Origin of the sequence: Acinetobacter suaedae (assembly GCF_008630915.1) — a bacterium.
GTDB classification, from domain to species: Bacteria; Pseudomonadota; Gammaproteobacteria; order Pseudomonadales; family Moraxellaceae; genus Acinetobacter; species Acinetobacter suaedae.
Genome location: NZ_CP043909.1, coordinates 228,526 through 247,865, shown reverse-complemented (window position 1 = coordinate 247,865; position 19,340 = coordinate 228,526). Strand labels below are relative to the sequence as shown.

Annotated in this window: 17 protein-coding genes; 7 read left to right on the top strand and 10 right to left on the bottom strand. The window is 39.5% G+C overall.

Going from position 1 to position 19,340, the window contains the following annotated elements:
- Positions 1-2: 2 nt before the first annotated feature.
- Entirely contained in the window at positions 3-1,664 is a 1,662-nt protein-coding gene (ettA, locus tag F2A31_RS01170) for an energy-dependent translational throttle protein EttA (RefSeq protein ID WP_109440996.1), read from the bottom strand.
- A 299-nt stretch (positions 1,665-1,963) separates the two neighbouring features.
- On the opposite strand from ettA, the gene F2A31_RS01165 reads away from it, so the two are divergent.
- A complete protein-coding gene (locus F2A31_RS01165; protein ID WP_150024829.1) occupies positions 1,964-3,241 on the top strand; it encodes an O-acetylhomoserine aminocarboxypropyltransferase/cysteine synthase family protein in 1,278 nt (425 codons plus the stop codon).
- A gap of 249 nt (positions 3,242-3,490) precedes the next feature.
- The gene (locus tag F2A31_RS01160; RefSeq protein ID WP_150024828.1) at positions 3,491-4,378 is read left to right on the top strand and encodes an SDR family NAD(P)-dependent oxidoreductase; all 888 of its coding nucleotides are present in this window, start codon (positions 3,491-3,493) and stop codon (positions 4,376-4,378) included.
- 48 nt (positions 4,379-4,426) lie between these two features.
- Here F2A31_RS01160 and F2A31_RS01155 read toward each other — a convergent pair whose 3' ends face one another.
- From F2A31_RS01155 to F2A31_RS01140, 4 genes are all read right to left on the bottom strand, one after another.
- Complete coding sequence (locus tag F2A31_RS01155; RefSeq protein WP_150024827.1) at positions 4,427-5,308, bottom strand: hypothetical protein; 882 nt, start codon at positions 5,306-5,308, stop codon at positions 4,427-4,429.
- 71 nt (positions 5,309-5,379) lie between these two features.
- On the bottom strand, positions 5,380-6,927 hold the full coding sequence (locus F2A31_RS01150) for an esterase-like activity of phytase family protein (protein WP_150024826.1): 1,548 nt from the start codon (positions 6,925-6,927) through the stop codon (positions 5,380-5,382).
- Positions 6,928-7,064: 137 nt separating this feature from the next.
- Positions 7,065-7,829, bottom strand: coding sequence for an HD domain-containing protein (locus F2A31_RS01145; RefSeq protein ID WP_150024825.1), 765 nt, complete (start codon positions 7,827-7,829; stop codon positions 7,065-7,067).
- Between the two features lie 100 nt (positions 7,830-7,929).
- Positions 7,930-8,814: a LysR family transcriptional regulator gene (locus tag F2A31_RS01140; protein WP_005087070.1), complete on the bottom strand. Its 885-nt coding sequence runs from the start codon at positions 8,812-8,814 to the stop codon at positions 7,930-7,932.
- A 108-nt stretch (positions 8,815-8,922) separates the two neighbouring features.
- Here F2A31_RS01140 and F2A31_RS01135 point away from each other — a divergent pair, with 108 nt between their 5' ends.
- Positions 8,923-9,678: an SDR family oxidoreductase gene (locus F2A31_RS01135; RefSeq protein WP_150024824.1), complete on the top strand. Its 756-nt coding sequence runs from the start codon at positions 8,923-8,925 to the stop codon at positions 9,676-9,678.
- Positions 9,679-9,726: 48 nt separating this feature from the next.
- Here F2A31_RS01135 and F2A31_RS01130 read toward each other — a convergent pair whose 3' ends face one another.
- From F2A31_RS01130 to F2A31_RS01120, 3 genes are all read right to left on the bottom strand, one after another.
- On the bottom strand, positions 9,727-10,044 hold the full coding sequence (locus F2A31_RS01130) for an AzlD domain-containing protein (RefSeq protein WP_150024823.1): 318 nt from the start codon (positions 10,042-10,044) through the stop codon (positions 9,727-9,729).
- Positions 10,041-10,751 carry an AzlC family ABC transporter permease gene (locus F2A31_RS01125; protein ID WP_150024822.1) on the bottom strand — a complete coding sequence of 237 codons (711 nt, stop codon included), beginning with the start codon at positions 10,749-10,751 and terminating at the stop codon, positions 10,041-10,043. The genes F2A31_RS01130 and F2A31_RS01125 overlap by 4 nt, the downstream gene beginning before the upstream one ends.
- A gap of 78 nt (positions 10,752-10,829) precedes the next feature.
- Entirely contained in the window at positions 10,830-11,660 is an 831-nt protein-coding gene (locus F2A31_RS01120; protein WP_150024821.1) for an AraC family transcriptional regulator, read from the bottom strand.
- 314 nt (positions 11,661-11,974) lie between these two features.
- On the opposite strand from F2A31_RS01120, the gene F2A31_RS01115 reads away from it, so the two are divergent.
- Both F2A31_RS01115 and F2A31_RS01110 read left to right on the top strand, forming a co-directional pair.
- Entirely contained in the window at positions 11,975-12,898 is a 924-nt protein-coding gene (locus F2A31_RS01115; RefSeq protein WP_150024820.1) for a DUF2167 domain-containing protein, read from the top strand.
- A complete protein-coding gene (locus F2A31_RS01110) occupies positions 12,899-13,642 on the top strand; it encodes a hypothetical protein (RefSeq protein ID WP_150024819.1) in 744 nt (247 codons plus the stop codon).
- Positions 13,643-13,674: 32 nt separating this feature from the next.
- Here F2A31_RS01110 and F2A31_RS01105 read toward each other — a convergent pair whose 3' ends face one another.
- Positions 13,675-14,163: a hypothetical protein gene (locus F2A31_RS01105; RefSeq protein ID WP_150024818.1), complete on the bottom strand. Its 489-nt coding sequence runs from the start codon at positions 14,161-14,163 to the stop codon at positions 13,675-13,677.
- A gap of 111 nt (positions 14,164-14,274) precedes the next feature.
- A complete protein-coding gene (locus F2A31_RS01100) occupies positions 14,275-16,629 on the bottom strand; it encodes a Tex family protein (protein WP_150024817.1) in 2,355 nt (784 codons plus the stop codon).
- Positions 16,630-17,016: 387 nt separating this feature from the next.
- On the opposite strand from F2A31_RS01100, the gene ompR reads away from it, so the two are divergent.
- On the top strand, positions 17,017-17,781 hold the full coding sequence (ompR, locus tag F2A31_RS01095) for an osmolarity response regulator transcription factor OmpR (protein ID WP_125502247.1): 765 nt from the start codon (positions 17,017-17,019) through the stop codon (positions 17,779-17,781).
- A gap of 18 nt (positions 17,782-17,799) precedes the next feature.
- A complete protein-coding gene (locus F2A31_RS01090) occupies positions 17,800-19,254 on the top strand; it encodes an ATP-binding protein (RefSeq protein WP_125502249.1) in 1,455 nt (484 codons plus the stop codon).
- Positions 19,255-19,340: the final 86 nt, after the last annotated feature.

Genomic DNA, 19,340 nt, shown 5'->3' with positions numbered 1-19,340 from the left:
TCTTAGCCCGAAATTTTCTTATATTTAGAGCGTTTCGTTGTTGCAGCATCACCCAAACGTGACTGACGATATGCTTCATATTCTGCATAGTTACCTGTATAGAATTCAGGCTGTTCATTTTCAAATGACAGAATATGCGTTGCAATACGGTCAAGGAACCAACGGTCATGCGATACCACCATTACCGTACCTGGGAACACCAAAATGGCATCCTCAAGTGCACGTAAAGTTTCGATATCCAAATCGTTCGATGGCTCATCCAGTAAGATGACGTTAGCGCCCATTTGAAGGATTTTGGCAAGTTGTAAACGGTTACGTTCACCACCAGACAATTCACCTACGCGTTTTTGCTGATCTTGACCTTTAAAGTTAAAGCGACCGATATAAGCACGTGATGCAATTTCGTAATCACCAATTTTCAGGATATCTAAACCGCCAGAAACTTCTTCCCAGACTGTTTTGTTGTTATCCAAGGTGTCACGAATCTGACCTACGTAAGCCACTTTAACTGACTCACCTAAAGTTACAGTACCCGTATCTGGTTGCTGCTCACCAGTCATCATACGGAATAAGGTCGTTTTACCCGCACCGTTTGGACCAACGATACCCACAATTGCTGTTGGAGGTACACTGAAGCTTAAGTTTTCATACAATAAGCGACCATCGAATGATTTGCTGATCCCTTCCACTTCCACAACCTTGTTGCCTAAACGTGGACCAGGTGGAATATAGATTTCAGACGTTTCATTACGCTGTTGGAATTCTTTAGAGTTAAGCTCTTCAAAACGCTCCATACGCGCTTTGTTTTTCTTCTGCTGGCCTTTCGCATTTGAACGAACCCATTCAAGTTCTTTTTTCAAAGCTTTAGCAAAAGATTCTTCTTGTTTCTGCTCTTGTTCTAAACGAGCATTTTTCTGTTCCAACCAAGAAGAATAGTTGCCTTGGTATGGAATACCATGTCCACGGTCAAGTTCAAGAATCCACTCAGCCACGTTATCCAAGAAATAACGGTCATGCGTAATCGCAACGATGGTGCCAGGGAAATCTTTCAAGAAACGTTCTAACCAAGATACTGATTCAGCATCCAAATGGTTCGTCGGTTCATCTAGCAGTAACATGTCTGGCTTGGAAAGCAATAAACGACAAAGCGCTACACGACGACGTTCACCACCAGAAAGTTTCGTAACATCTGCATCCCAAGCTGGAAGATTCAAAGCATCTGCTGCGATTTCAAGTTGATTGTTTAGATTATGCGCATCCCAAGCATGGATGATCGATTCCAATTTTTCTTGCTCTTTTGCAAGCGCATCAAAATCTGCATCAGGATCAGCATATTCAGCAAACACTTGGTCAAGACGTTCTAAAGCATCAAGTGCTTCACGTACGCCATCTTCAACGTTACCACGAACATCTTTGGTTGGATCTAATGGCGGCTCTTGCTCTAAGTAACCGATTTTGATTCCAGGTTGTGCACGTGCCTCACCTGAGAAATCTTTATCTACGCCCGCCATAATACGGAGCAAAGTAGATTTACCCGCACCGTTTAAACCAAGCACACCAATTTTTGCACCTGGGAAAAATGATAAAGAGATGTCTTTTAAGATTTCGCGCTTAGGCGGAACCATTTTAGACACTCGGTTCATCGTATAAATATATTGGGCCACGCAGGACTCCTCAATTGAAAAACCAACACATCGCAAAAAAAGCGAAAAATAATCGCACGTATTATACGCTGAAAACCCAATCAACATGAAGTTAAGTTGGATTTTGTTTGGAGGAATTAAAAGGATTTTATTTTTCAGCATATTACGAAATTTATTTACGTTAATAAGCTCGAACTCATTGAATAATTACTTACTATGCATATAAATAAAAATGCTAAAAATCGCATAAATTATGCACCATCCTGGATATTTTTTCGGCTACACTCGATCATTATTTAACTCACGTAGATGATGTAAACATGACTTATAAAGATGAAACTTTAGCTATTCATGCGGGATATTCACCAGAAGCAACCACCAAAGCAGTTGCAGTACCCATTTATCAAACCACTTCTTATGCCTTTGATAACACACAACATGGGGCAGATTTATTCGATTTAAAAGTTCAGGGAAATATCTACACTCGGATCATGAATCCAACCACCGCTGTGCTGGAGCAACGTCTCGCAGCGCTTGAAGGTGGTATTGGTGCTTTAGCTTTAGCCTCTGGTATGGCAGCAATCACTTACTCGATTCAAACCATTGCTGAAGCAGGTGACAATATTGCTTCTGTTTCAACTTTATACGGAGGAACCTATAATTTATTTGCCCATACTTTACCGAAACAAGGTATCGAAGTACGCTTCTTTGATTATCAGAATCCAGAAGTATTACGTTCAATTATTGATGAAAAAACCAAATTAGTTTTTGTGGAATCAATTGGTAATCCACTCGGTAATATTATTGACCTTGAAGCGATCTCAAAAATTGCGCATGAATATGGCGTACCCGTGATTGTGGACAATACCGTGGCGACGCCTGCCCTACTTAAACCATTTGAATTTGGTGCCGATATCGTAATTCATTCACTCACCAAATATATCGGCGGTCATGGTAATAGTATTGGCGGCATCATTGTGGATAGTGGGAAGTTTCCTTGGGGTAAATATCCAGAACGTTTCAAGGCATTAAATACCCCTGACCCAAGCTATCACGGCGTCAATTATGTGGAAGCACTTGGAGAGGCTGCTTATATTGCACGCGCGCGCGTCGTTCCATTACGTAATACAGGCGCAGCAATTAGCCCTTTGAGTGTATTCTTAATTTTACAAGGATTAGAAACTTTAAATCTTCGTATGGAACGTCATACCGAAAATGCAATCAGAATTGCGGAATATTTAAAACAACATCCAAAAGTGAAATGGGTGAATTATGCAGGACTCAAAGACCATCCACAGCATGATTTAGCTCAAAAATATGTGAAAGGGAAACCTTCTGCGATCCTTTCATTTGGTGTTCAGGATGGATTAGACGGTGGAACTCGTTTTATTGATGCATTACAGCTATTTACCCGTCTCGTAAACATCGGTGATGCAAAAAGTTTAGCATGCCATCCAGCGACAACAACTCATCGCCAATTAAACGCGGAAGAACTCAAATCGGCAGGTGTCAGTGAAGACCTAGTACGCTTGTCTATTGGCATTGAGCATATTGATGACCTCATTGCAGATCTTGAACAAGCCCTCGCACAGGTTTAATTTCGATAAAACTCATTAGCCTCCATCTGGAGGCTTATTTTTTATTCAAATTAACTAAAATATTCTTGCTTTTTCAACTATTACAATATCTTGTTTTAGAGTTTTTACTCTAAAAAAACTATTATTTTTCAAATATTTACACTAGACAAACAAAAAAAATCGGTTAATATTAATACAAAATAAAGTGCAATGTTTAATCGTAACAGGGATACATTGCAAACAACAGCTTGATTAATGTAGGACACTTACATGAACGCAAAACTCAAAAAACTTTTTCAGCAAAAAGTCGACGGGAAAACAATCATTGTCACAGGTGCTTCAAGTGGTATTGGTTTAACGGTTTCAAAATACCTTGCTCAAGCAGGTGCACATGTCTTGTTGATCGCTCGTACCAAAGAAAAGTTGGATGAGGTCAAAGCAGAGATTGAAGCAGAGGGCGGAAAAGCATCTGTATTTCCATGTGATTTAAATGACATGGAGTCAATCGATGCTGTCTCAAAGGACATCTTAGCGGCTGTAGATCATATTGATATTCTTGTAAATAATGCAGGACGCTCAATCCGCCGTGCAGTTCATGAATCGATTGATCGCTTCCATGATTTCGAACGCACCATGCAACTCAATTATTTTGGTGCAGTCCGTTTAGTGTTGAATCTTCTTCCACATATGATGCAACGCAAAAATGGGCAAATCATCAATATTAGTTCAATCGGTGTTCTCGCAAATGCAACGCGTTTTTCTGCTTATGTTGCATCAAAAGCCGCTTTAGATGCTTTTAGTCGTTGTTTATCTGCTGAAGTACATTCACATAAAATTGCGATTACTTCGATTTATATGCCTTTAGTACGTACTCCAATGATCGCACCGACAAAGATTTATAAATATGTTCCAACGCTTTCACCTGAAGAAGCAGCGGATCTGATTGCATATGCAATCGTAAAACGTCCTAAGAAAATCGCAACCAACCTTGGACGCTTAGCTTCAATTACTTATGCTGTCGCACCTGATATTAATAATATCTTGATGTCGATTGGTTTCAATTTATTCCCAAGCTCAACAGCATCTGTTGGTGAGCAGGAAAAACTCAATCTTATCCAACGTGCCTATGCACGTTTGTTCCCAGGTGAACATTGGTAATCTTTCATCGATATAAAGAACCTCCCAAAAGGGAGGTTCTTTTCTTAATTAATTACAGAAATTTGATTGATATTGATAAACAAACTGAGTTTTGGTTGCTGCCGAACTCGACGCGTTATACTGGGTTAAACCTTTTAAAGCGCTAAAACTTAAAGCGGCACGAGAGACTACTTTTTTAGTATAGTCTGCATTTGGATCTTTATATTTAAAAGAAATTTCGACTATGGCTGGCTTTAAGCCTGTATAAGGCATTTGGGTATACCACAAACTCATTTCTAGATCAGCATCAAACTCACCTAAATCAATCGTTGCACCATCATATTTACGTTCATAAATCGTCAAACCACCAACAGGCTGTAAACTCTGACGATTACTAAAATTATAATTATTCTTAAAACCCGTAAATAAAGTATTAATATCCTCAAAATCATTAATCGTTCTAGACGTAGTTACCGTCGTCGACTTACTTGCAACAACAAGAAAGCCGAGATTATCTTTGCGGGTAATATCGTCTTCGAGCTTAGTTTTAGCACCAGATACACTGCTGCTCATATCTTCAAAATCAGTCATGTAGTGATCATAACCACGATACTTTAATGTCACTTCTTTAGTGCCATTTTCGATACGCTCTCTAAAACTATATCCCATATTATTGAGCGGGCAGCTTCCTTGAGTATCATAAAAGCGAACTTCGCGTTGTGTATCGAAGCTCATACTGCCTGTGACATTTCGGCTAATTTTATTTTCGATGGCTGCTTTTGCCTGAGTAAAATAGCTATTTACATTACTCGCTTCATTGCCGTAACTAAAATGATTGGGATCTAATAATAATTTGTATTCGCGAGAAGTAACTTTAGGTGCAGCATAGCTAAGCGATGGCAGCACAACGATGGTGATTAAAGTCATTAAGGTCAGTCTATTTATTTTCATATTCGTTCTTCTTAAAAAGGATGAATTTAAAAAAGCCCAAAAGTTTTTTTGCTTTTGGGCTTCATTTCTCGTTATGGCTTGAACAGATTCAGCTTATCAATGACATATAAGGTTGGTGTATCGACACGCATACGGGCATGATCCAAATATTTTTGCTCTAAACCGTTGCCATTTCTCCAAAGCCCCATGTCATCATCATTCAGCACCCCAAGGTGATGCTGATCAATCAACCATAAGCCTTCCATTTTGTCATGTGCATAACTCACTCGTTTGCTTATATCCAAAACTAATGTTTTGCTGACAGGTTGAATATTTAACGTTTGTAATCCTTCCCAACCTTGCGCCAAAACATACTGCTCTAATGTTTTCCCTGCGATGGTCAAACCTAACTTTGAATCTTGCTGTAAATCACCTTGCGCAATGATACTCTCTAGATTAGTCGCATCTTTCAAATCAATTCGATACACATGTTTCATGATATCAGGTGTATCTTTGAGAAATTTACCATCACGCTCTAGCACCAAAAACTCATGATCATTAATCGCAACAATCGCTGAGTTCGAGTTCTCTGCAATTTCTTGGCGGTAAAGGTATTGTGCCACTTTTCCTGTTTCAAGATTGATCGTCACGATACGAGTTAATGTTGATTTATTGACAGCTTTTGTCGGTAAATTCATCGTGGATTGCATAATTCCAACCAATGTTTTTTGGTCAGGTGTAATGGTTAAACCTTCCATGCCACGGTTGGCACGGCGATAGCTAAACTCTTGCGGCAAAGTAAAAGTATTACGTGCATCATGAACAAAAGGATTGATACGACCAATTTCTTTACCGTTGGCATCATAATGCACAATATGCGGACCATACTCATCACTAACCCAAAATGTGCCATCATTTAATGCTGCTAAACCCTCACTGTCTAAACCGTAATCATCTAACTTGATTGGATTTGTGACAGGATCAAAAGGCTTGGTTGAATCTACCGTAATGACATGCCCATTGATATCATAAGGCGTTTCGCCTGTTCCACCCAGCGCAGCAGTATTTGGTAAACCTGTAATATTTTTCCCATTACGATCTTTTAATAAAATGGTTTTTATCAGTTTGATTGAACCATCATCTTGTAGCTCAAATAAACCAATTTTGGGCACAAAATCAGGAACAGGAAAAATCTTACCAGCACCATGCACACCATCATCATAGTCAGCATTTGGACCTCGATCAGTAATGGCATAAAATTGTTTTTTATTGGTGGGATGTGCTGCCACATCTGAGCCAAAACCACCTTGTCGTAGGGAAAATGGACGATCAATCGTTGTACCATTTGGCTGAAAACTTGCTAAGATTTTATAAGGTAAAGCAACGCCTTGAGCAAATAAATTGGCACCACATTGCACTGAACTTTGCTCAATTTCATTGGCATCTAACCGACCATTTTTATTTTTATCCAAACCACTTTCAATACGTGTTCCAGCACTCCAACAGTCATCATTGCCAAGTGCTAAAGGCACTTGTTGAATCAAGCTGTTTAATCCATTTTGACCATTATCCCCATCAGAACATGCGGTCATTAAAAGCATTGAAGCCAATAAAGTAAAAGTTAACGGTGTTTTTTTCATTATTCACAAACATCATTCAAAAAGAGCCTTCATACTAAAAAGACCCAATGACATTACTATGAATAAAATATAACCAAAAGATGACAACAGATCATGTGAATAAGTCTGAACTTATCCACAGTTATAGGTGGCATATATCACTTTTGATAAGGATTGAAATGTACCAAATGCTTAAAGCCACTTTGTACCACCATCGCTGTACGCGATTTTGGTCGAACAAATGCTTCATGTTGGGTAAATTCAATCATCTGCTGATTAAAGCCCAAGCGCGGATATTGCGTATATAATTGTTGTCTAAATCGCGTAGAAAACTCAAAACCCCGACTTCCAATCACATCACAACTGGCTGCTTGTTGCAGTAAATGTGCTTCGATCCCTTCATCAACCGCAACATAAGGATTCATGTGCATACTGATCACATCAAATAATTGCTCAGCACGTGGGGCTTGCCATCCTTGCGCTAAAGACCAGTCCTTTGCAGCATAAGCCCCCTGTCCTGCAAAGCAACGACAACTTTCATGATGCTGATAATGCGGTTCAGTCATGCCCAAGTCATGTAGTAAACACGAGACTGCCAATAACTCCTCATCATGACTCAAGCCTTGTAACTTGGAAAATGCCACAGCGTAATACCATGTTCGTAAACAATGATTCTGCAAACTCACTGAACTACAAGATTGCATTTTTTCGATCGCCTGTTTGACTTCATCACTATCAGGCAAATGTAAGTCCTCTACACTCAAAAACTGCCGAGCGTTCAGCTTAGAACGACCTGCTAATGCATACATCTTGATGCTTTGTTTAAGTACTGGGAATAGGCTATGACGTAATAAAGCCATCCGATCTTTTAAAGACAAATCACCTGAAGTTTGAGCCATCCATGCTTGTCGACCAATCTGCATTTTTATCCACCCATAAAATTAGAGTAATCACTCTAATTTTTAGTTTTACTGTAAATTTTTCTCCATGTCAAAGTGATCTGAGGTATTGTTCTGGTAGAAGCTAAAGTAGTTTTTTTAAATGTTGCTCTAACCAGTCAATAAAGTCTTGGAAATATTTTGGGCGATATTGTCGATCCGTCAGCAAAATATTTACAGGCAATTCCAAGCATGGAATATCTGAAAAGAGGCGCTGTAATTGTCCTTGCTCCACATAAGTTTTCGCATCAAATTCAGGGATCTGAATCAAGCCAAGGCCAGCTAAACCTGCTTGAATATAGGCTTCTGTATTTTCAACCAGTAAACGATAAGGCATGTTAATCCGATGATTTTGAAATGCTAACTCACTCCGTTCTCGATAATGTTTTGCCACATGGTAATCCACAGCAAAATGCCGTTCTAACGCATCAAAATGCTTCGGTTCACCATATTCCGCCAAATATTGTGGCGATGCCAAAGTCCAGATTTGCGTCTGTTTAATCGGTCGAATCAGTAAATATTCATCCTGAACCTGCCCAACTCGCACCACACAATCCAGTTGTTGTTCAATCAAATTTGAAAAATCATCGCTGCCATTAATCAACACTTTGACTTTAGGATAGCGTTGATAAAATGCGGATAGATGAGGAATCAACACTTGTGTTGCCAAGCGTTTCGGCATACCAATACTGATTTTACCTTCTTGACTACGCACCTGTGTTTTAAAACGATTTAGCTCTTTAAGTTGGGCAACCAGACGTATTGCCTCCTCATAAAACAAACTGCCTTCATGTGTTAATGCAACTTTGCGTGTGGTTCGATAAAACAGTAATACTTCATATTCTTTTTCCAAAGCTTGAATCGCATAAGTCACATTTGAACGAGGCAAACCCAATTGCAGTGCAGCTTGGGCAAAAGATTGTTTCTCAGCCACCAGACAAAAAATCTTTAAACGCTCAATTTTATCCATTTTATTATTCAACTTTTTTGCACAATCAGTTCAATACTAACAACTATTTCAAACAAATAAATTCAATTAGGATGTTTTTTATGCAAAAACAACATGAGGAATAAAGCAATGTCACAACATGATCTAAAAGGAAAAACGGTACTGATTACCGGCGGTGCAAAAAACTTAGGTGGATTAATTTCACGTAAATTTGCTGAACAAGGGGCAAATTTATTGATTCATTACAACAGTGTAGCAACGCAATCAGATGCTGAAGAAACCTTAAAAGCGGTACAAGCATTAGGGGTTAAAGCAATCTTGGTACAAGCAGATTTATCTAACATCCAGAACATTGAAGACTTATTTGTAAAAGCCAAAACAGAGTTTGGCGGTGTAGATATTGCGATTAATACTGTCGGACGTGTACTCAAAAAACCATATTTAGACACCACTGAACAAGAGTTTGATGGCATGAATGACATCAACAATAAAATTGCCTATTTCTTTATTCAATCGGCTGGCCGCCATCTCAATCCAAATGGAAAAATCTGTACCATTGTCACCAGCTTACTTGCCGCTTATACAGGTCTTTATTCAACCTATGAAGGATTAAAAGCGCCTGTGGAACATTACACGCGCGCCGCATCGAAAGAGTTTGGTGAACGCGGTATTTCTGTTACTGCTGTTGCTCCTGGCCCGATGGATACACCATTTTTCTACGGCCAAGAATCACCTGAAGCGGTGGCGTATCATAAGTCAGCATCAGCGTTGGGGGGGTTAACCAAGATCGAAGATATTGAACCCTTAGTCCGTTTCTTAGTCACTGATGGTTGGTGGATCACAGGACAAACCATTTTCGCCAATGGTGGGTATACTACGCGTTAAGGCATTAGCAACAAAAACTGGGAGCATAATCTATATGCTCCCAAGTTTTTAATTTAACCAAAACACCAATCCATAAAAACATGCCAAACTCAAAATAATCGTCAACAAAGTATGACGGACTTTATACGCAATCAAAATCGTTAAAATCGTCGCCAGAAAATAAGGATTCAATAAAGTTTCACGAAATACACCATGTTCATCCATAAAAACAATTGGTGTTGCGATTGCCGTCAACAAACATGGGGCGGAGTATTGCAAAGATTGTTGAAACCATTTCGGCAGTCGCAAAGGAAGATTAGGTTCAAGCAATATATAGCGATTCATAAATACAACTAATGCCAGAATAATCAGGATAAACCAAGTCATACTTTACGCTCCCGAAAATTCTGTAAGCAAGTTGCAGCAAACATCCCGATCACTCCAGCCATGATTGCTGCACTTTTAATCCCTAGACTTAAAAAAACCACCGTTAATGTGACTGAAACAAGCACACCAACCAAAGTATTTAAGTTTTTAATAAATGGAATTACGATTGCGATGAACGTCGCAACGATGGAAAAATCGAGATGGTATTGATCTAAATTAGGGACTGCAGAAGCAAGGAATACACCACAAGCGCTAAACAGTACCCAACACAAATAAAAACAAAATCCAGCACCAAGTAGATAATGAATATAGTGTTGTTGCTTTTTAATACTCACCGCAAACAACTCATCCGTCAGCAAAAAACCCAGCATCAAACGATTTTTTAAAGGTTGCTTAGAAATATCTTCACGTAAATACAGTGCATATAAATAATGCTGCGTGGTAATCAGAAAAACGGAAATGATAATCGTGATTGCGGGTGTTCCTGCCATCACTAAACCTAAGGTCATCAATTGTGCAGCACCAGCAAAGACCAGCGCCGACATCCCAATAGCTTGTAAAGTCGTAAGCCCCGCTTGAATCGCCATTGAACCTGCAAGCAAGCCCCACGGCAATACCGCAAAACACAACGGAAGTATCTTGATTGCGCCATTCAAAAATGCCCGTGATTCGGACATCTGAGTATCATCTATGCTTTCACCTAACATTTACATCACAACAGTTCATTAAAAACCTAGTGACTATGCCAAAAATCAACCGCTGGAGATTGCATAAAATTGCTATTTTTATTTGAGGTAAGCGATATAACCGCCCGGTGTAACTCCAAAAGTTTGACGGAAATGTCGACTAAAATGACTTTGATCCGAGAAACCACACTGCTGCGATACCTCGGATAAATTCAAACCTTGTCTTAATAATTTTTGTGACTTCTGTAAACGTGCTTGGATCAACCACGCATGCGGAGAGAGTCCGATATGCTTTTTGAATTGACGTAAGAAATGCCACTGACTCAAATTTGCCATTTCCGCCAATTCGATGAGTGAAAACTCTTGCTCAGGCATACTCGCCATTAAATCTTTAATATTTAAAATGCGCTGTTTGGTATTACCCAAATCTGTGGCAAGTGGTTTAGTTTGACTATACTTTGACACCAACCAAGCAATCGTAGATAAGAACAAGGTTTGTTTGAGTAAGGTATTATTCGGTTGTTCAAGTAAATCAAAGAGAAATCGGAATTGCTGTGCTAAACCTTCGTCATGCAACACGGCGTCTCTAAACCATGGTGCTGTACCATGTACTGTCGTCAGATCACGGGTTAATTCATGGAAAATCTCTGGTGTCGGATAAATTGCCCGATAACGCCAACCAGTTTCTACAGCTGACGAGCCGGTATGCACTTCATCGGCATTCACTAAAATAATATCGCCTTGTGGTGCGACATGGTTGCCACCTGTGCGATAGAACCGTTGTGCACCCTCTTCAATCACACCAATACAAAATCCTTCATGGACATGCCGAGAGAACTCCTGCTGAAAGTAACTGGCTTTCAACATTTCTAAACCACCGAGTTCTTCGAGGTGTAAGTAATCGACTTGTTCTCGAGGTCTACGTGACATCACGACCTCCTTTGGATTTTCACATCAAATCAGGTTAACGCAATAGGATACGATTTATAGAATAAAATTGCTGTTTATTCAAACCAAAGATGAACCTTGACCGCTAAATAAAAACGGATTAATAAGCCTTTATTTTCCAGTTTGAACTGACAAATTAATAACAGGAATCAATTTTATATAATGCAATGCAGAGAAAATAAAAAATATAATCATCTAAACATATTTAAATTTTATTTAAAATATTTTAAAATCCGCACATAATTTATTCAATAAATTGTAATAAAACCAAAAGCAAAAGAAATTGAGAGAATGATATGTTAAATCCTTTGCATCCTAAAAAATTAATCCCTTTAAGCTATGCAATTGCGCTCAGTCTTTCTGTATTAGGGACAACAACGATCCCAAGTTATGTGTATGCATCAGCATCTACAGAAGAAACTGCAACCAGTAATGCCACAGTTCAAAATGCTGTAGAAAATCCTATGGCAAAATTAGATTGGCATTTAGGACCTCAAAAAGAAAATATTGCTAACGTGGCAACTTTAAATACCCTCAAAGATGAAGGATTTCTAGATCCCCAAAATGCCGATAAATTCTTAGAGCTCACGGGAAATTTAACCACAGGCAGTACCAATATTTTAGTTGCTACAGATGATTCATGGTGGGCAACTTTTGATTTTGATCCATCTGGTTATGTAAAAGATGATGAGAAAATCGATGCCGATGCCTTATTAAAACAAATTAAAGCTTCTGATGAACCATCTAATAAAGAACGTGCACGTTTAGGTTATCCCAAACTATATACTGTTGGCTGGGCTGTTCCACCACATTATGATAATCAAACCAAACGTTTAGAGTGGGCACTTAAAATTCGTGATGAAGATAATAATGAAGCTATTAACTACACCATCCGTATTTTAGGTCGTACTGGTGTAACCAGTGCTACATTAGTATCTGACGAAGAACATTTGACTCAAAATATTAATGCATTTAAAACCAGCTTAAAGGGCTTTGATTATAATTTTGGTGAGAAATATGCAGAATATCGTGAAGGTGATAAAGTGGCTGAATACGGCTTAGCTGCATTAATTGCAGGTGGTGCTGCAGTCGTTGCAACCAAAAAAGGATTCTGGGCTGCGATTGCCGCATTTTTCGCAGCGGCATGGAAATTCATTGCTGTGGGTGCGATTGCCGTAGGTGCATGGCTCCGCTCTTTGTTTAATAAAAATAAATCATAAATGTCGTTATCCTTCGACATACTACTAATAATAGGGATAGCCGGGTTCTATATTTATGATTCGGCTCATCTCTATTTTTATAATGAGTTCAATATTCAAAAAGGGCTGGGATCTGCCTTTAAATCACAATTGATTTCACGACAACTGAATATCTTTCATAAATATTTATTCATTCCCAATCTATTGTTTTCCCATCAACTGCTTTTTAAATGTGCATGGAAGATCAAAGACCCTGACCCCACTATTCATCCCCATGATATTATCCATCTCAAAAATATCAGCCAATCCTTGAAACCACTGCAATGGGTCAATATTTTCGCATTCGTATTAACCTTAGCAATTTTACCCTTTTTCATTGCATTTAAAGCCGGCTATCTTGCTCTTGCAATCATCTTAGTCATTATTTATAGCTTGAATCTCCTTTCAATCTTGTTTGTGATAGTAAATAGGAAAAAACTTCAGCTTTCTTGGCTTAAAATCATGCAGCTATTATTAGATGCCTTGTTATGTCCTCCTTTTGCATTAAATCTATTACGCAAAATTAGTCTAAATTATCACACCAAAACAGATGGTATATTGCTCGCCGCTCAAATACTTGACCCGCAACAATATCAGCTCTTAATTGATAGCATCCTGTTGGATATCCAAACATTAAAAATGGCATCACATGAAAAAAATCTTGCTCAACTCGAATTAAGAGAGCAACAACTGCGCCAGTTAAAAGCGCCTATTGAGCACAGATAAAAGCCTCCCGTAGGAGGTGATTCAAATCGTAATTACTTTAATGATTCTGGAATATCAACCCGTCTCATCTGTTGACCATATTTGAGCCTCGAGTCTTTTTCCATGAGGTAGCATACTTTGACATTATCATAGGCATCTCGATAAGCATAGACACTGCCTTCAATACATAACTGTGGCTGATCCACCGAAAATTGAATCAAAGCAGGTTCACCATTTAAGCTACCTCTTGCATCTTTAAACCCTAAGATCGCATCACGTAACGGAAAAACCACACCAGTTTGGGTATCAATCACTACATAACGCATATATCGAGGGGACCCGACATTGAGCAAAATTTTTGTTGCATCATAGTTCGGAGACTGTTTTGCCAATGCAGTTTTATATTTAGCAATACTATGTTTTGAGCAAAAATCAAAATCATCATAATCAAAGCGACATTCAGCGGTTGCTGTATAAGGGACTTTAGCCACAGCAGTAAAGCTCAAACTTGAAATCGCCAATAAAAGCAGGATTTTTTTCATTATTTAACCTTTAGGGTGTTTTATGCTTATTGTCATCACTGACATTCAAAAAATTAGAATTATCATATCTAAAATAAAAGCCTCCGAAGAGGCTTTTATTTAACTTCTCAATTACTTAGATCCTTTGATCCCTGCTTGTAATAACAAGGCACCCAAACCACCAATTTTTTGCTCTTGTGGCTTGTCAGTTTTTGGCTTGTTATGTTGCGGACGTTTAAAGTCACCATCTTTACGTGGCGGACGTTGACCTTGGGGCTTACGCTCTGAACGTTCAGGACGATCCTGTTGTGCACGTTGCTGACGTGGTGCTTTAGCAGGTGCAGAACCTTCGGCACGCATACTCAAGTTGACGCGATTACGTTCCACATCCACTTGCATCACACGGACTTGCACGATTTGACCTGGTTTCACCACTTTATGTGGATCAGAAACGAATTCATTCGCTAACTCAGAGATATGTACTAAACCATCTTGATGTACACCCACATCCACGAATGCACCGAAATTCGTCACATTGGTCACTACGCCTTCAAGCTGCATTCCTTCAGTGAGTTGAGCAACTTCAGTAATGTCTTCACGGAACTTCGCAGTGCGGAATTCTGGACGAGGATCACGACCTGGTTTTTCCAATTCAGCTAAAACATCTTGAATGGTTGGTAAACCAAATTTGTCATCAACAAATTCATCCGCTTTCACTTGACGAATGATTTCAGTATTGCCAATGATGTCTTTTACCGTGGTTGCTTTTGCTGCAACGATTTTTTCGACTAGACCATAACTTTCAGGGTGGACTGCTGACGCATCTAATGGTTCAGAACCATTTTGAACACGTAAGAAGCCTGCTGATTGTTCAAAAGTACGTTCACCTAAACGCGGTACTTTCTTCAACGCTTGACGATTATCAAAACGACCATGTTCTTTACGGTATTCAACGATTTGTTGTGCAATCGCTTTGTTCAAACCTGCAATATATGCCAAGATTGCTGGTGATGCTGTATTTACATCAACACCGACTGCATTCACACAGTCTTCAACCACAGCATCCAATGTTTTTGCTAGACCTGTTTGGTTTACATCATGTTGATACTGACCAACACCGATTGATTTTGGATCAATTTTTACTAGTTCAGCCAATGGATCTTGTAAACGACGTGCAATTGAAACCGCACCACGGATTGAGACATCCAGCTCTGGAAGCTCTTGTGCAGCTAACTCACTCGCGGAATACACAGAAGCACCTGCTTCACTTACGGTGACACGTGTCAATTTAAGATCAGTGTTGGCTGCCATCATTTCAGCGACGATAGCCTCCGTTTCACGACTCGCTGTGCCATTGCCGATCGCAATAAGTTCCACGTGGAACTCTCGACATAAACGAGCAAGTTCTGTAATAGAACCTTCCTTATCTTCTTTTGGCGCAAAAGGATAAATCGTGCTGTGTGCAAGGACATCACCAGCGTCATTCACTACTGCAAGCTTCACACCTGTACGAATACCAGGATCAACTCCCAATGTCGTACGGCTACCCGCTGGCGCAGAAAGCAACAAATGACGTAAGTTTTCTGCAAACACATCCATCGCTTCAGCTTCAGCAGCTAAACGTTTTTCAGTCAATAATGAATGTTCAATTTGAGGACGAACTTTGCCCAACCAGAATAGTTTTGCCGTTTGCTTTAGATAATCTTGACGACTTTGTGGTTGAATTTGTTCAAGATTATATTCAGTTTCAATACGAGCCAATGGTGCATCATCTTCACCATCAACCTTTAAACCCAACACATTTTCTTGACGCCCACGCAACATTGCCAATAGACGATGTGAAGGCACTTTGTTCAAGTTTTCTGAAAATTCAAAATAATCACGGAATTTCTTGCCAACTTCTTTCTTCTCTTCAGAAGCAACTGCACTTTTCAATACGGCAGTTTTAGCGAAGGTTTGTTTTAATTCAGTGGTCAACGCAATATTCTGCGCCCAATCATCAATCAAGATATGTTGAATGGCATCCAGTTGACTTTCAATATCTGGATAGTCCTCATGACTAAATCCAGCCAACGCTTCGGTTGGATCAATGTCCTCTGCAGCAATTCTTTCAGCAATTGGACCTAAACCGGCTTCTTTTGCTTTGAATGATTTACTGGTACGTTTCGGACGGTATGGTGCGTAAATTTCTTCTAATGCATTCTTGGTTTCAGCTGCATTAACACGTGCCAATAGATCGTCATTTAATTTATTTTGTTCTGTTAAAGACTGAATCACTTTTTCACGACGTTCATACAAATCACGCAAATACGTTAGACGTGTATCGAGTTGACGCAATTGAGTATCGTCTAAGCCTTGCGTGACCTCTTTACGGTAACGTGCGATAAAAGGAACACTGGCGCCTTCATCAATTAAACGAATAGCAGCTTCTACTTGGTTTGGACGTACGGCAAGTTCATTTGCCAACTGCTGAACTAAGTCAGTCATCGTGATTGATTCCACAAGGGTTAAGTCTAAAAGCACTGATTATAAAGTCCATGACCATAAAATCCACTATTGTTTTTTTAAAATATTGTGCACAAGCCCCTTTCTTTTTTGAAAAGCTTACAGTTTATGCTAATTCACCAATGTTTCTAAAATACAGTGCTTTTTTTGCCTATCTATTGAAAAATAGATTGATTGTCATAATTTTACCTGTATATATTTGGTATCTTTCTCTTGATTTTATTGGCAATATTTGTTGCTTTATAACATAGTCAAATCTGTGCAATGAGTCGTATACTCATGAGTCTACGGATACTTCATGATTGAAATATCAATATATTCTATAGCATTGCATAAAGACGATGACAATAAACGATAAAGGAGCACAGCATGAGTTTAGTTGTACCTGCCGAATCGACGGACACTGTTCAACATGAAACAGACCGCGTCGAACGCATTTTAGTGGTCGATGACGATGTGCGTTTGCGTACGCTTTTACAACGCTTCCTCGAAGACAAAGGTTTCGTCGTTAAAACTGCCCATGACGCAACACAAATGGATCGTTTGCTACAACGCGAATTATTCTCGCTGATTGTTCTTGATTTTATGTTACCTGTTGAAGATGGTCTCAGTATTTGCCGTCGTTTACGCCAATCCAATATTGATACCCCAATCATCATGCTGACAGCTCGTGGTAGCGACTCTGATCGTATTGCTGGCTTAGAAGCAGGTGCAGATGATTATTTACCAAAACCATTTAATCCAAATGAGCTACTTGCACGTATCCGTGCGGTATTACGCCGACAAGTACGTGAAGTACCAGGTGCACCAAGTCAACAGGTTGAAGTGGTCAGCTTTGGCCCTTGGGCACTCGATCTTTCTACCCGTACTTTAACGCGTGAAGGTCAAGTCGTGACCTTAACCACTGGTGAATTCGCAGTATTGAAAGCATTGGTTCAACATCCACGTGAACCTTTAACCCGTGATAAGTTGATGAACTTAGCTCGTGGTCGTGAATGGGGTGCCATGGAACGTTCAATTGACGTTCAGGTTTCTCGCTTACGCCGCTTAATTGAAGACAACCCTGCTCGTGCTCGCTACATCCAAACCGTTTGGGGTGTAGGTTATGTATTTGTTCCAGATGGTGCTGAATAAGTTCAGGAAATTTAGACGTTGAAACTTGAACCTATTGACCCACAAGAGTTTACTGATTTCGTGGCCTATTCAGAACGGCCACGAACCAAATGGGAACGCTTTTTAGATAAGATCAAACCGCGTTCCGCAGCCATGCGTACTACGATACTAGTCTTATTCATGGTTTTTTTCAGTCTTTTTATGTCGCTATGGTTCTTTTGGCGTACTCTATATTTGCCTGAATTACAACAACATGCACGCTATCTCGCGATTGAACTTGAGCTCGTTAACAATCCTGATATTCGTATTTTGCATCGTGACACCGAAGTCGATGTAGATACATGGCTTAAAAATCGGATTGGCATTGAATACATTACAGATCCCAAAGAATTTCCAAAGGTCGAAGATAAGTTTTTAGCCGAGTTATTCACCAACCAAATTGAGGAAAAACTTGCCAAAGAATTAGGTGTCGATGACGTTACCGTCTATTTTAAATTCAAACCGATTCCAAGAATCTGGATTCAAACCCCAGAAATGAATGGCAACTGGGTTCGTGAGCCATTAAAAACCTATGCCAACTACAGTGTTGAACTCATCGCAACATGGTTATTTGGTGTGCCAATTCTCTCTTCGATTATTATCCTAATTTTGGTTCGTCAGATGAATCGTCCATTACGTCGATTACAGAACGCAGCTAATAATTATAGTAAAACAGGAAAAGCACCCTATCTCGATACTAATCACGGCCCACTTGAGATTCGCCAGGTCAATCAAGCTTTTAATCATATGGTGTATACGCTTGAGCAGACCGAGCGTGATCGCCAAATCATGTTAGCAGGTATCTCGCATGACTTACGTACACCACTGACACGTATTCGCCTCACTGCAGAAATGCTACCTGATGAATTCCTGCGTGAAGGTTTGGTATACGATGTTGACGATATGGATGCGATCCTAAATCAATTCATCTCGTATATGCGTGATGGTTCAGATGAAGAACTCAGCGACACCAATATCAATACTTTATTGCAAGAACTAGTGGTGCAATTCCAGCCACTCGATATCCAATTCGAGATGCAAGAGTTGCCGATTATTCCAGCACGCAGCTTGTCACTAAAACGATTGATTGCAAATTTATTGAATAACGCTAAACGCTATGGCTCAGAACCAATTGAACTCTCAGCAAGCCATGTCGATGACCATATTCTGATTACTGTTGCGGATCATGGTGAGGGTATTCCACCAGATCAAGTTGAAGAACTGATGCAACCTTTCGTTCGTGGTAATTCGGCACGAACAATCCAAGGCAGTGGACTGGGATTGGCAATCGTGAAGCGAATTGTGGATATTCATCAAGGTCAGATCAATATTCGTAACCGTGAACAAGGTGGTTTAGAAGTGGTCATTTCATTACCGATCCCATCACCTGAATCAGATGAACCACAAAGTAATACCATTGATAAAATTAGACAAACACTAACGGGGCACTTTTAATCAGACAATTTCTGATCAAATATATTGTTATTCACCTTAGACCTTAGCCTAAATTCAATACACTTTTCACATTTTAGGTCTAAAAT